At 70.8% G+C, this 13931-nt stretch carries 12 protein-coding genes; 8 read left to right on the plus strand and 4 right to left on the minus strand.

Annotated elements, in window-relative coordinates:
* Nucleotides 1-99: 99 nt before the first annotated feature.
* From AC0VYD_RS01580 to AC0VYD_RS01590, 3 genes are all read left to right on the plus strand, one after another.
* Nucleotides 100-303 (plus strand): class II lanthipeptide, LchA2/BrtA2 family, encoded by a 204-nt coding sequence (locus AC0VYD_RS01580; RefSeq protein WP_475478239.1) that lies wholly within the window; start codon nt 100-102, stop codon nt 301-303.
* A gap of 75 nt (nt 304-378) precedes the next feature.
* Nucleotides 379-3192 carry a type 2 lanthipeptide synthetase LanM gene (lanM, locus tag AC0VYD_RS01585; protein WP_475478240.1) on the plus strand — a complete coding sequence of 938 codons (2814 nt, stop codon included), beginning with the start codon at nt 379-381 and terminating at the stop codon, nt 3190-3192.
* Nucleotides 3192-5336, plus strand: a complete 2145-nt coding sequence (locus AC0VYD_RS01590; RefSeq protein ID WP_475478241.1) for a peptidase domain-containing ABC transporter — start codon at nt 3192-3194, stop codon at nt 5334-5336. The genes lanM and AC0VYD_RS01590 overlap by 1 nt, the downstream gene beginning before the upstream one ends.
* Nucleotides 5337-5514: 178 nt before the next feature.
* Here the strand turns inward: AC0VYD_RS01590 and AC0VYD_RS01595 are convergent, their stop codons facing one another.
* Genes AC0VYD_RS01595 through AC0VYD_RS01605 form a run of 3 tightly spaced genes read right to left on the minus strand, consistent with a single transcriptional unit; the run spans nt 5515 to nt 7460 of the window.
* Nucleotides 5515-6285 carry a hypothetical protein gene (locus AC0VYD_RS01595; protein ID WP_475478242.1) on the minus strand — a complete coding sequence of 257 codons (771 nt, stop codon included), beginning with the start codon at nt 6283-6285 and terminating at the stop codon, nt 5515-5517.
* A complete protein-coding gene (locus AC0VYD_RS01600) occupies nt 6285-7193 on the minus strand; it encodes an ABC transporter ATP-binding protein (RefSeq protein WP_475478243.1) in 909 nt (302 codons plus the stop codon). The genes AC0VYD_RS01595 and AC0VYD_RS01600 overlap by 1 nt, the downstream gene beginning before the upstream one ends.
* Nucleotides 7194-7217: 24 nt before the next feature.
* On the minus strand, nt 7218-7460 hold the full coding sequence (locus AC0VYD_RS01605) for a DUF2599 domain-containing protein (protein WP_475478244.1): 243 nt from the start codon (nt 7458-7460) through the stop codon (nt 7218-7220).
* A gap of 350 nt (nt 7461-7810) precedes the next feature.
* On the opposite strand from AC0VYD_RS01605, the gene AC0VYD_RS01610 reads away from it, so the two are divergent.
* The 3 genes from AC0VYD_RS01610 to AC0VYD_RS01620 all read left to right on the plus strand — a co-directional run bounded on the left by AC0VYD_RS01610 (nt 7811) and on the right by AC0VYD_RS01620 (nt 11002).
* A complete protein-coding gene (locus AC0VYD_RS01610; RefSeq protein WP_475480151.1) occupies nt 7811-9172 on the plus strand; it encodes an MFS transporter in 1362 nt (453 codons plus the stop codon).
* 96 nt (nt 9173-9268) lie between these two features.
* Nucleotides 9269-9706, plus strand: a complete 438-nt coding sequence (locus AC0VYD_RS01615) for a YciI family protein (protein WP_475478245.1) — start codon at nt 9269-9271, stop codon at nt 9704-9706.
* A 42-nt stretch (nt 9707-9748) separates the two neighbouring features.
* A complete protein-coding gene (locus AC0VYD_RS01620; protein WP_475478246.1) occupies nt 9749-11002 on the plus strand; it encodes an RNA polymerase sigma factor in 1254 nt (417 codons plus the stop codon).
* A gap of 132 nt (nt 11003-11134) precedes the next feature.
* Here AC0VYD_RS01620 and AC0VYD_RS01625 read toward each other — a convergent pair whose 3' ends face one another.
* Nucleotides 11135-11698, minus strand: coding sequence for a CGNR zinc finger domain-containing protein (locus tag AC0VYD_RS01625; protein WP_475478247.1), 564 nt, complete (start codon nt 11696-11698; stop codon nt 11135-11137).
* Nucleotides 11699-11760: 62 nt separating this feature from the next.
* Here AC0VYD_RS01625 and AC0VYD_RS01630 point away from each other — a divergent pair, with 62 nt between their 5' ends.
* A complete protein-coding gene (locus AC0VYD_RS01630; protein ID WP_475478248.1) occupies nt 11761-12597 on the plus strand; it encodes an alpha/beta fold hydrolase in 837 nt (278 codons plus the stop codon).
* 93 nt (nt 12598-12690) lie between these two features.
* Entirely contained in the window at nt 12691-13674 is a 984-nt protein-coding gene (locus AC0VYD_RS01635; protein ID WP_475478249.1) for an NAD-dependent epimerase/dehydratase family protein, read from the plus strand.
* The last annotated feature ends 257 nt before the right edge of the window (nt 13675-13931 follow it).

A 13931-nucleotide genomic window follows, 5' to 3' on the forward strand; every position in this document is an offset into this window, starting at 1 on the left:
GCACGAACAGGCCATCGGAACGTTCCTGTACCCGGCGAGCGGTTCTGCCGGGGTCCTGAAACCCCAGGAACCCCACGGAATCGAGAAGAGGAGAACGACATGGACAAGATCTCCATGGACAAGAGCAGCGGATTCACCCCTGAGGACGAGCTGATGCAGATCACCGAGCTTCCCGGTGCCGGTGCCGTCGACGCCGCGCCCAACAGTTGGGGCACTATCAGCGTGATCATCTCCGCCGCGTCCGCTATCAGCAATGCGTGGGGCGACGGGTGCCCCACCACGGCCTGCACCACGCGTTGCTAGAGCGCTGACCCCCAGGGCGCCCCGGCCCGGTGCCGGGGCGCCCCCAGGTTTTGGACGATCCAGGAAAGAGGCTCCATGTCGCGGCTAGAGGATGATTCACTTCGACAGATGGTGGACGGGCTGATCGAGGAGAACTCCGACGTCTTCGGCGGGTTCTACCGTCCCGTCCTGACGGAGTGCGCTGAGAGGCTCCGGAGCTGGGAGTCGACCCGGGACTGGGCCGCCCCGGAGTTCGTCCACCTGGAGAAGGTCGTCGACTCCACCCTGCGGTCCGTCATGGGCCTGTGCCACTCCATCGGTGTGCGGAGCCTCATCTCCCTCTTCCGTGCTCGGAGGGAGGACGCCGCAAGCGAGGCGTTGGGCTACGCCGACTTCCACACCCACCTCAGCGGGGATGAGGGCCGAAACGAGCTGTTCGATGCCTTTCCCGAACTGCGCCGCATCCTGGTCCAGACGTCACTGGGCCGGGTGGAGGGCGTGGCGGAGGTCCTGCACGGGGCATGGGAGGACCGGAAGGCGATCACTGACGCCTTCGGTGTGCGCGGCCCGATCACGTCGCTCGTCTCCGGACTGGGCGACGCACACCGTGGTGGGCGGACCGTGTGCTTCGTGACCTGGGAGGAGGGAGGTTCACTCGTCTACAAACCGCAGCGCCGGAGCTGCTACGGCCTCATCGACGAGCTGCGACGACTCGTCGACGACGACGGATCCTTCTTCGGCCCCCTCTACCCGCGGGCGGTGGTCGGAGCCGAGCGTATGTGGCAGGAACCCGTGACCCACACGGATATCGGCCAGACGCACGGCCCTGCGGGTTACTTCCGTCGTTTTGGCAGGTCATCAGCTCTTCTGGGTATGCTCGGTGCCAACGACCTGCACCACGAGAACCTGATCGCCACCGCCGACGGGCCGGTCGTGATCGACACGGAGACACTGGTGTCGCTCCCAGGCCAGGTGTCCCCGGGCGAGCCGCACGCCATGGCCGCGGACGTCGAGAACTCGGTACTCAGCTCGTACCTGTTTCCCACGCCCTACCATGGTGTGTCCTTGGACGTCGACCTCTCGGGCATCGGCAACGTCCGCCCGTGGAAGTCGAGCCGGATGGAGTCCTTCCTCGTCGTGGACGAGGGAACGGACGACATCAGGTTCGACACCGTCGCGGTCAAGATCGGGACGGGGCCGAACATGGCGACCGTCGACGGAACTCCGGTCGACCCCCGACTCTGGTCCGAGGAGGTCACCGCCGGTTTCCGGGAGGCCCACGACCGGCTCCGAGGCCGCAGGGGGGAGATCGAGGAGGCCGTGAGGCGGTTCGGCGGATGGTCCGTCCGCCAGATCGTTCGCCCCACCTACGTGTACGCCCGCTTCCTGGACGCCTCCACACACCCCGCCTACCTGCGTGACGGAAACGACCGCAAGGCCCTCTTCGACAAGTTGCCCAAGCGTCTGCGCGGTATCGGGGAGGGGGCGGTGGACGCGGTGTGCGCCGAGGAGACCCGCGCCATGCTCGACATGGACGTACCCTTCTACGAGGTCGGGTGCGACTCACGGGCCGTCCTGGCCAACGGCGGCGAGGAGGTCGCCCACGCGGTCGCGAGCACGCCCCGGCAGTGCGCGCTCGACCGCGTCGACGCCTTCTTCTCCCGCCCGCCGGAACGGGACGCCACCTACATCCGCTACGCCCTCGCCTGCGCGACGGACGACGTCTGGGCCGAACGGGGCGATCCCGGCACCAGCGAGCCGCCCGGCGGTGCCGACGCCGGGCTGCTGGAGGACCCCCGGGAATGGCACGACCGGCTCCGTGCCCTGGTCGTTGGGGCCCCCGACCGGCCGACGTGGCTCGCGCCCTCGCTGCGGGGCTCCAAACTTCTCCTGGACACGGTCAACGCACACCTCCACGAGGGCGGCGGGCTGATGTTCTCCCTCGCCGCTACGGAGTCGACGGAAAGCGGATCACTGCTGGGGGCCGGCACGGCCGACGTCTACGCGGAGGCGGTACGGACACCGGAGGATCCGGGGACGCCGCTGGAACTGTCCCCGTTCACCGGCGCCCTCTCCCGGCGCGTCACCGGTCTGGAACTGGAACGGCTCGGGGTCTCGCTTCCGCACTCGCTGCCCGAGGTGGATTCCGGAATCCTCGCGGCCGGTGGTGCCGACCGGATGAGCGCCGAGGACTTCGACTACCTCAACGGCCTCTCCGGATACCTGGTCTACCTGGCCGAGTACACCGATCCGGGCGGGCCCCGGGTATCCGGGGCCGAACTCGACGGGCTCCTCGCCCGGCTCGTCGAGTTCGATGGCCCGCCGGAGGAACACTCCGGAGAGCTGGGCCTGGCACACGGGCGGTTCGGCCGCATCGCCGCGATGAGCGCCATGGCGGACCGGGCCGAGGGTGGCGCCGAGGGCGTGCGTCGGCACCTGGAGTGCTTCGCCGACGCCTACCTCGCACACCGCTGGGTCGACGACGCGCTCCGGGACCCCGCCGCGGAAGCGGCATGGTGCAAGGGGTACACCGGGGTGGCCTTCGCCCTGGCCAAGCTCCTGCGGGCCGTCGGGCACCCGATCGCGCGGATTCGGGAGGAGATCGCCCCCGAAGTGGCCCGGGTGGTCGGCGCCGACCTGGGGAGCGACCTGAGCCTCTGCCACGGAGCGGCCGGCCGGATCGCCGTGCTCTGCTGGCTCGCTGACCGGCTCGACTGGCCCGAACTACGTACCGAGGCCAAGGGGCTCGACGCCCGGTTCCTCGACCGCCACGGCGACGGCTCCTGGACGTGCGGGGTCGGGACCATGCGGGACCTGCCCTCGTTCCTCTTCGGGATCTCCGGTTGGTACCACACGCGTTCGGTCCTGCACTCCGGTGCCGAACTTCCACTGTGTTTCGGAGGACGTTGATGCGTACACGCCGCGTACGGGAGGTCCAGCAGTTCACCCAGACCGAGTGCGGCCTCTGCTGCATCGCCATGGTCCTGTCCGCCTACGGTTCGCGCGGGTCGGTGTCGAAGCTGCGGCGCGACCACGAGACGGGGCGCGACGGCCTCTCGCTCAAGGACGTCGTCACCATCCTCCGCGACTACGGCATGGAGGTCCGGTCGTTCCGCGCCGGGGTGAGGAAGCTCGACGAACTCCGGTTCCCGCTCGTCGCCCACTGGGACGACAACCACCTGGTGGTCCTGGAGGAGGCCACCGATACCACGGTCACCGTGGTCGACCCGGCCGCCGGGCGCCGCAGGTACCCGATCCAGGAGTTCCAGGAGCACTACAGCGGCATCGTCATCGAGGCGACGCCCACCGAGGACTATCGCCCGGTCGTCCAGCGGGACCCGAGCGTGTGGTGGGAGTTCCTGCGGTCACTGGCGAGCGTGAGGGGCGCTCTCGCCCGGATCTTCGCGGTCTCCCTGCTGCTCTACGCGTTCATGCTGTGCGTGCCGATCGCGGTCCAGGTCGCGATCAACGGCCACGACGCGTACTTCGCGGATTCACCGCTGGCGCCGCTGCTGGCCATGCTCCTCCTACCCATGGTGCTCTACTACCTCATCTCCTTCTTCCGGAGCCTGAGCCTGGCCTCGGTCATCCGCAGCCTCGGCGAGGTGATGATGGGCAAGGCCTTCGGGAAACTCCTGGCCCTGCCCTACAAGTACTTCGCCGGCCGGTCCCAGGGCGAACTCATGTACCGGCTGGCGAGTATCTCCTCGATCCGCGACATGCTCTCCAACCAGGCGACGGCGGTAATGCTGGACGTCGGCAGCCTCTTCGTCGTCTTCGGCTACATCTTCTACCGCTCCCCCCTCCTGGGCGCGGTCGCCCTGGGGGTCTTCGCCTGCATGGTCGCGGTGGCCGTGGCCAGCTACGGCCCGATCCGGTCGGTGACCAAGCGGGAGATCGGCGCCAGCGCCGAGTCGACCAGTATCCAGATGGAGGCCCTGTCCTCGATCGAGACGCTCAAGGTCTCGGGGATGACCGGGCCCTTCTACGACAACTGGCGCGGGGTCTACGCGGGTGCGATGAAGCAGACCTGGCGGCGGATCGTCCTGCAGGGCGCGGCCTCCAGCGGGTACTCCGTGTTCCAGGTCTTCGGCCCGCTGATCGTTCTGATCACGGGACTGTGGCTCGTCCACGATGGACGGCTCGACCTGGGCTCCGCGGTGGCCGTGCAGACCCTGACCGCCACCAGCCTCGGCATGGTGACCTCGCTCTCCGGCGCCTTCACCCAGCTCATCACGGCCAACGCCCAGGTGGACCGGGTCGGCGACATCCTGAACCACCCGTCCGGGAACGAGATGCCCGGCGACCGGCGGCCCGCGATCACCGGGGAGATCTCCCTGCGCGGTGTGGGGTTCGCCTACCCCGGAACCAAGGTGCCCGTCCTGGAGGACGTGTCGTTCGACGTCCCGGCCGGTTCCCGGGTCGCGATCGTCGGTAGCACCGGCTCCGGAAAGAGCACGCTCAGCAAGCTCCTGATGGGCCTCTACCCCCTGGGGGCCGGTGAGGTCAGGTATGACGGAGTTCCGCTGACGGAGTTCGACGCCGACTGGTTCTACCGGCACGTGGCCTACGTCCCGCAGGAGATCTCGCTCAGCAACAGGTCCATCGCCGACAACATCCGCTTCGGCCTGCCCGACGCCGACACGGACACGGTCCGGCAGGCCGCGCGCGAGGCACAGATCGACCGGGACGTCGAGGTGATGCCGTTGGGCTACCACACCCAGGTCAGGGAGATGGGCGGCAGCCTGTCCGGGGGACAGCGCCAGCGCATCGCCATAGCGCGCGCCCTCGCTAGACGGCCCCGGGTGCTGGTCCTGGACGAGGCCACGAGCTCCCTGGACACGGTGACCGAGGCAATGATCGCCGGGACGCTGGACGGACTGGAGTGCACACGGGTCATCATCGCCCACCGGCTCTCCACCGTCATGAGCGCCGACCTCATCGTGGTCCTCCAGGAGGGGAGGGTCGTACAGACAGGACGGCACGAGGAACTGGTGGGCGCACCGGGCCCCTACCAGGCGCTGGTGAGATCACAGGTCGACGTCGGGGCGTGAGTGGGCGGTCGCCTCCCCGCGCCACGACAGTGCCGGGGTGCCCACGGCCCTCCCCGGCGAGAGCCGTGGGTACCAACGCCTCGGCGCAGTGGTCCCGGAGGCTTTCCGGGGCGGACGGCGCGGAGCGGACCAGGCCTTCCGAGCCTGGTCCGCTCCGCGTCCGTTGAGTGCCACCGGCTCACGGGTCGCGGCGGAAGACCGTCCACTGGCCGGCGGCGACCGCCGCCACCGTCCAGGCGAGCAGCACCAGCAGGCCTGCGCCCGGTGTCAGGGCGCCGTCGGGGACCTCACCCCGGACCATCATCTGCGCACCCGCCTGGTCGGGCAGGAAGCGTGCCGCCTCCCCCACCTTCGGAATGTTGCTCAGGATGGTCGAGAGGGTGAAGAACAGGGGCACGAGGATCCCGATGGACAGTGCGGCGCTGCGCAGTACCGCGGCCACACCCATGGAGAACACGCACAGCAGGGTCACGTACAGCGTCCACGCCAGTAGTGAACGGAGGGCGTCCTCGTCGTCCAGTCCCGCGCCGTAGCCGCCCAGGACGGCCTGGGTGGCGAAGAACACGGCGAAGGCCGACACCAGTGAGAGGACGAGGAGGAGCGCGCCGACGCTGAACACCTTCGTGCCGTAGAAGACGCCGCGTCGGGGAACGGCTGCCAGCGTGCTGTGGATGCTCCCGGTGGAGTACTCGCTCGTCACGGTCAGGACCGAGAAGATCACGAGCACGATCACCCCCAGGTGGAACCCGCTGAAGGCGGTGGCCACGGGGTCGACCCCGGCCGCTGCCGCCTGGGCGGGGGTGTCGAAGCGGCTCGTGACGTAGTACCCCGATGGGAGCCCCACGGCCAGGCCGAGACAGGGGAAGAGGAGGAGGAACCAGGCCGTGGACCTGAGTGTGCGGATCTTCGTCAGTTCGAACGAGACCGCCGCGGGAATCGTCGTCGCCATCATCGCTCCTTCGCCTGGTATTCGACCGTGCCCACGGTGGACTGCATGAACGCCTCCTCCAGGGAGGCGGTGCGGGGGCTGAGCTCGTATACGGGCACCCGGTGCTCGGAGGCGAGCCCGCCGATCGTCTCGGGGGTGGTCTCGTCCGCTTCCAGGGAGCCGCCGTCCCCGTCCCTGACCTGGATCCCCTGTTCCGTGAGCAGGTCGCGCATGCGCTCCGGTTCCGGTGTGCGGACGAGGACGTAGGAGCGGGAGTTGCGGGCGACGAACTCGTCGGCGGACATGTCGGCGAGCAGCCGCCCCTGCCCGATCACGATGAGGTGGTCGGCGGTCAGCGCCATCTCGGCCATGAGGTGGGAGGAGACGAACACGGTGCGGCCCTCGGAGGCGAGGTGTTTCATGAAGCCCCTGATCCAGTGGATCCCCTCGGGGTCGAGACCGTTGACGGGTTCGTCGAGGAGCAGGATCTCCGGGTCTCCGAGGAGGGCGGCGGCGATTCCGAGCCGCTGACCCATGCCGAGGGAGAGCCCCCTCGCGCGCTTGTCGGCGACGGACTCCAGGCCGACGGACTCCAGGACCGCGCCGACACGGCGGTCGCGAATCCGGTTGGAGCGCGCCAGTCCGAGCAGGTGGCCGCGGACGGTGCGTCCGGGGTGGACGGCCCTGGCCTCCAGCAGCGCGCCGACCTTCGTCAGCGGCTGCGCGTGGTCCGCGTAGGGTTTGCCGTCGATGAGGGCCTCACCGGAGGTGGGGCGGTCGAGACCGAGGAGGGCCCTCATGGTGGTGGACTTTCCCGCGCCGTTGGGGCCGAGGAACCCGGTCACCTTGCCGGGGTTGACACGGAACGACAGTTGGTCGACCGCGGTCCTGCTGCCGTAGCGCTTCGTCAGTTCTCGTACTTCGATCACTGTCTCTCCTGGTTTCCGTGGATGTCAGGGGTTGCAGGCTGCGAGGAGGGGCCGGAGGATTCCGGTGTCGGGACGCCGGTCCTCCGGGCTCCAGCTCTCCTTCGCCCGGGCTACCTGGGACATCGGGTGGCACCGGTACTGGTCGAAGAGGTTGTTCCGATCGGCCGAACCCAGGCTCACGGCCTCGGCCGGGTCGGCCATCGGGTGGACGGAGAGCAGGGCCAGGGCGAGGGTCGCGGTCCTTCCGCGAGTGGGGGTCGGGTTCATGGTGTGGGTTCCGTGTCGGAGACGGGACACGGAGAGTCAAGGGGATGGGGAGGCACAGGGGCTATCACCGGGTTATCCCGGGAGGGCCGACCGTGCCGTGCCGGTGCTGGGAGAGCGGACACCGGTCCAGGGCCGGATTCACTCCGCGTGACCGCACGTGAACGGTCCGGGTCCCCGCTCCGGCTGTCCGCGGACCCGTACCGCAGGTGTTCCGTGACCCGTAGTTGACCAATCACGGGCAGTCTGGGGCCGGTCGGAACGCCCCCATGCCACGTGAAAGGGACACACCCCCTGTGAACAGTGCATCCCCCGCCCGGGAGACCCCCGGGCAGAAGACGGCGAAACCACCGATGGGACGGGACTTCAACCGGTTCTGGGCCGGGAGTCTGGCCAGCAACCTGGGCGACGGGATGATGCTGGTCGCGTTGCCGCTGGTGGCGGCGATGCTCACCAACGACCCCCTGCTGGTGGCCGGGCTGACCGCCGTCCGGTTCCTGCCCTGGCTGCTGGTCGGGCTGTTCGCCGGCGTGGTGGTGGACCGGGTGGACCGGGGCCGCCTCATGGTCCTGACCAACCTCGGCCGCGGCGGAGCCCTGGTCGCCCTGGCGCTGCTGATCGTCACTGGGCACGCCTCGATCTGGGTCCTGTACGCGGTCATGTTCACCGTGATGGTCTGCGAGGTCTTCTACGACCTGGCCGGGCGCGCGATGCTGCCGGACATCGCCCCCGCCGGGGCGATCGACCGGGCCAACAGCAGGCTGGTCGGCGGGCAGACGGTAACCCAGCAGTTCGCGGGCGGCCCCGTCGCCGGTTTCCTGTTCGCGGTGGCGGCGTTCCTGCCCCTGGCGGTCAACGCCGGCGCCTACGTCCTGGGCGCCCTGGTGCTGCTCGGCCTGCCGCTGGCGGTGCGCCGCCCCGCGAAACCGGCGGAGGGGGACCCCGCGGCCTCCGGGTCGGCCGGGGGCGGATCGGTGCGCTCCGTCCTCGCCGACGTACGACAGGGCGTGGCCTTCGTCTTCCGGGGGAGCTCCCTCGGTCCGGTCATGGCCTTCAACGTGGCCGTGAACATGGCGTTCATGGCCCAGTCCGGTGTCCTGGTGCTCCTGGTCCAGGAGCACTTCGGGGTGCCCGCCGCCCTCTACGGCGTCTTCCTCGGCTCCTCCGCGGCCGGTGCTCTGCTGGGCGCGTCCACGGTGAGCGCCATCGTGGCCAGACTGGGCCGGTTCCGGACCGAGACGGCCCTGTTCACCCTGGCCGGGCTGTCCTGTCTCGCCTTCGGCCTGTCCCCCAACGCCTATGCGGCCGCGGCGGCCTGGGCGTTGATCGCCTTCGCCATGACCTCGTCCAACGTGGTGATGATCAGCGCCATCCAGCTCATCGTCCCCGGCGCGCAGATGGGCCGGGTGATGTCCTGTGTGCAGGTGTTCGGCGCGGGCTTCGCGCCGTTCGGCGCGGTGCTGGGCGGGCTGCTCGGCCGGGTGGAGCTGTACTACGTGCCGGTGGCCACGGGACTGGTCATGTTCGTCGCCCTGGCCCTGTCCGTCCGCGCGTTGCGGCGCCTCACCGTCCAGGCGGACGGGGCCGAGGCGGCGCAGGTGGCCGAAGCGGAACAGGCGGCCGCGCCCGCGGGGCACGGGGAAGGGGACCGGGGCCGGGACGGGCGTGCCGACCAGGGTGAACGGGGGCGGGAACCGGGGCAGGGGGCCGGGTAGGAAAAAACTTCGGGAAGGGTGTCGATCCGGGCCCGACCCGTTCGACGTACGGGTGAGAGCGGGGGAGAACACCCCCCATGACGAGAGGCGAACACCATGCGTTACCTGATGTCGATCATGTCCACTCCCGAGGACGAGGCCGCCGCCTACGACATCGGCCCGGAGGTCTACGAGGAGATGGCCAGGTACAACGAGGAGCTGGTCAAGGCCGGTGTCATGCTGACCGGTGAGGGGCTCGCGCCCACCTCCGAGGGGGCCGAGATCCTCTTCCGCGACGGCGATGTCTCCGTCACCGACGGCCCCTTCACCGAGGCCAAGGAGTTCATCGCCGGGTACTGGATCCTCCAGGTGTCCTCGCACGAGGAGGCCGTGGAGTGGGCCAGGCGCTGCCCGCACCCCCCGAAGGGCAGCGGCGCCGAGATCAAGCTCCAGCTGCGCCGGATCGGTGAGCTGGAGGACCTGGACCGGATGCCCGAGGAGCTCAAGGAGCGCGAGCGCGAACTGCGCGCCGAGCAGGAGCGCCGGAACGGCTGAATCCTGTTGCGCCGGTGCGGCCCGCGGTGCTGAGATGGTGCCGTGGGCCACACCGGTGTCGAACGCGAGGTGGAGGCGGTCTGGCGGATCGAGTCGGCCCGCCTCGTCGCCGCGCTCACCAGGATGGTCGGTGACGTCGGCCTGGCCGAGGAGTTCGCGCAGGACGCGCTGGTCTCCGCCCTGGAGAAGTGGCCGGAGGAGGGCGTGCCCCGCAAACCCGGTGCCTGGCTGACCACGGTCGCCCGGCGCCGCGTCCTCGACCGCTGGCGGCGGGACGAGCGCTTCCGGCTGCGCATGGTGGAGCTGGGGCGCGAGGTCACCGAGAACGACGGGCAGGCGGAGTTCGACGCCGTCCTGGAGGAGGACTACGGTGACGACCTCCTCAAGCTGATGTTCGTGTGCTGCCACCCGGTCCTGCCCACGCAGGCCCGCCTCGCCCTCACCCTGCGGTTGCTCGGCGGCCTCACCACCGACGAGATCGCCCGCGCCTTCCTCGTGCCCGAGTCCACCGTCGCCCAGCGGATCGTGCGCGCCAAGCGCACCCTCGCCAGGAAGGGGGTCCCCTTCGAGGTTCCCGCCGGCGAGGACCGCGACGCCCGTGTCGGCTCCGTGCTGGAAGTGGTCTACCTCGTCTTCAACGAGGGGTACACGGCCACGTCGGGTGAGCGCTGGCTGCGGCCGGAACTGTGCGAGGAGGCCATGCGCCTGGGCCGGGTCCTCGCGGAGCTGCTGCCCGAGGAACCCGAGGTGCACGGGCTCCTCGCGCTGATGGAGCTGCAGGCCTCCCGGTTCCGCGCCCGGGTCGGCCCCGACGGCGGCCCCGTCCCCCTCGCCGAGCAGGACCGGTCGCGCTGGGACCGGCTGCTCATCGGCCGGGGGCTGGCCGCGTTGGAGCGGTCGGTTCCAGCGGACCCCGCCCGCCCGCGGGGCGTCTACTCCCTCCAGGCCGGGATCGCCGCGAAACACGCGGTGGCCCTGCGGGCCGAGGACACCGACTGGCACGGGATCGCCGACCTGTACGAGCCCCTGGTCCGCCGCACCGGATCCCCCGTGGTCGAACTCAACCGGGCGGTGGCCGTGTCGATGGCGCTCGGCCCCGGCGCAGCACTGGGCATCGTCGACGCCCTGCGCGATTCCGGGACCCTGGACGGCTACCACCTGCTCCCGGCGGTCCGCGCCGACCTGCTCGAACGCCTGGGCCGCACCGAGGAGGCACGAGCCGAGTTCGGACGGGCCGCCGATCTCACCCGCAACGAAAGCGAACGCGCGCTCCTGTCGGAGCGGGCCCGGCCCTGAGGCCCGCGCCCGCAGCCGGTGGGCGGCCGCCCTTGACCTGGCGGGGTACTCCGGTCCTGGCGTCCCCGGCCGCTTCGTGCACCACGGCCCGGCGCGACCTCCCCCGACCGGCCCGGGCCCGCGCGGTCCGGGTCACGATCGGCCCGGTGACCGGCGGGCCCGGTGGTTCGCGACGTTGAGCCGGTTACCGCACAGGCTCGGCGTGCAGTAGCGCCGCCGCCCCGCCCGGCTGGTGTCGACGAACACGCCCTCGCACGAGGACGAGGCGCAGTGCCGGAACCGGCTGTGGCCCAGCACGTCGAGGACGCCGAGGAGGCCGGTTCCGGCGAGCACCGCCAGCCGGTCCGCGAGGGGGGCCTCCGGCGCGGTCCCGACGTACCACCGCCACCGGCCGTCATCCTCGCGGTGCAGGGCGGGGCCGACCCCCGCCCGTGCGACCAGGGCGTTGGCGGCCTCGGCGGTCTCGTCCTCGTCCTCCGTCTCCAGGATGTCGCGCAGCCGGTTCCGCAGGGAGAGCACCTCTTCGAGGTCGTCGGCCCCCGGATCGCCGCCGTCGACGCCGTGTTCGGCCAGGAAGTCCCGCAGGGCCCCGGGACCGGCGAGCACCTCTCCGGCCTCGCGGACCAGGGGCGAGGTGTTGACCAGCTCGGTGGCCAGCGCGGCACCCCGCGCGTAATCGTTAAAAGGTATTTTCAAGCCTTACTCCATGTTAGCGTAAGCGTTCCAGAGCAATTATAAGTCTTACATGGAGGTCCGCTGTGCCCACCCGAACCGAAAGCTGGCAGCTCACCGACCGTGTCCGCGTCTCCGGCGGCGAGGTCGCCACCGGGGTCTTCGGGGACGGTCCGCCCGTGGTCCTGGTCCACGGGACCCCGGCCTCCTCCTACCTCTGGCGCGGAGTCGTCCCCTCCCTCGCCCGGCGGCACACCGTCCACGTCTGGGACATGCTCGGCTTCGGCGGCTCCCACCCCGACCCGGGGGTGTCCCCGTCGATCGCCCAGCAGGCCCGCACCCTGGCCGAACTCGTCGAACACTGGAACCTGGAGGCGCCGGGCCTGGTCGGCCACGACATCGGCGGCGGTGTGGTGATGCGGACCCACCTCGTCGAGGGCGTGCCCGCGAACCGGCTCGCCCTGCTGGACGCTGCCGTCATCGGCCCGTGGAACACCCGTTTCACCGAGCACATGCAGCGGCACGCGGAGGTCTACGCGACCATGGAGCCGAGCGTCTTCGCCGACATAGTCAACCCGCGCATGCGCACCGCGACCAGCCGTCCGATGTCCGACCAGGTCGCCGCCGCCTACCTCGCTCCGTGGGCCGGGGCCCGGGGCCAGCAGCGCTGGATCGACCAGGTCGCGGCAGTCAGTTTCCACGACACCGAGGAGGCCGTGCGAAGGCTGGACCGGGTCACCGCGCCCACCCTGGTCCTGTGGGGCGAGGACGACGGCTGGATGCCCGCCTCGATGGGGGACGAACTGGCCGCGGCCGTCCCCGGGGCCCGCCAGGAGAGGATCGCCGGTGCGGGCCACTTCCTCCCCGAGGACGCGCCGGAGGAGACGGCGGAGGCGCTCCTGCGCTTTCTCGGTCCACGGTGACGCGGAACGGCCCGGCGGTGGCTCCGCGCACGCCGGTTCTGCTGTGGGCAGGCAACCCTGGTGTTCGGTGCCCCCGGCCGCGAGACTGTCCGCATGAGGAGACTTCTGGTTCTGGGCGGTACAGAGTTCGTGGGGCGGGCGGTCGTGGCGGACGCGCTCGCCCGGGGCTGGGAGACCACCGTCTTCCACCGGGGACGCCACCCCGCCCCCGAAGGGGTGGAGGTCCGCCACGGCGACCGCACCGGGGAGGGCGGTCTCGACGAGCTGGCGACGGGGGAGTGGGACGCGGTCGTCGACACCTGGTCGGGCGCCCCCTCGGCGGTCACCGCGACCGCCCGCGCGCTCTCCGACCGGGTCGGTCACTACGTCTACGTCTCCAGCCGCTCCGTGTACGGGGCGCCCACGGCTCCCGGCGCGGACGAGGACGCGCCGACCGTGGAGTCGTCCCCCGACGACGACGGTGACTACGCGCGCGCCAAGCGCGGCGGCGAACTGGCCGCGGAGGCGGTGTTCGGTGAGCGCGCCCTGTTCGTGCGGGCCGGGCTCATTCTCGGCCCGCACGAGAACATCGGTCGTCTGCCCTGGTGGCTGAACCGGATCGCCCGGGGCGGGCCGGTCCTGGCTCCCGGTCCGCGTGATCTGCCGCTCCAGTACGTGGACGCCCGAGATCTCGCCGCCTGGACGCTGGACGCGGTGCGCAAGGGGCTGGGCGGCCCGTTCAATCTGGTCAGCCCGGTCGGCCACACCACCATGGCGGGTTTGCTGGAGGCCTGCCGGGAGGTCACCGGCTCCGACGCCGGGTTCCGGTGGACCTCCCCCGAGGTGATCGAGGAGGCCGGGATCAGGCCCTGGACCGACCTGCCGGTCTGGCTGCCCCCGGGCGAGCTGCACGGGACCCTGCACCAGGGCAACGTCGACCGGGCGCTCGCCACCGGTCTGAGGTGCCGCCCGGTGGCGGAGACCGTCGCCGACACCTGGGACTGGCTGCGCGCCGTGGGCGGCGAGGCGCCCCAGCGCCCCGACCGGCCGCGCGTCGGCCTGGACCCCGAGACCGAGGCCCGCGTCCTGGGACCGTGAGACCGGCGAGGCGCCCGGGTGTCTGTCTGGTGGGCGACATCGAGGAGTTGATGTCCGCTGTGCGATCGGTCCTGGCTGATACCGAAGTGAAACCAGACGAACTGGTGGGGGAAGCCGAGTTCGTCTGGTGATTCGCGCCGGTACTCCGTCCGTGCCCACGTCGGGGTCCAGCCCGCCTACCCGCATGGATCCCCGACCCGGTGGGCGGAGGTCCGCCATGTGCGTTTCGCGTCGTCGGTGGTGGGCTCGTCGGGTGT

The organism is Nocardiopsis sp. iso_40 (assembly GCF_056173285.1).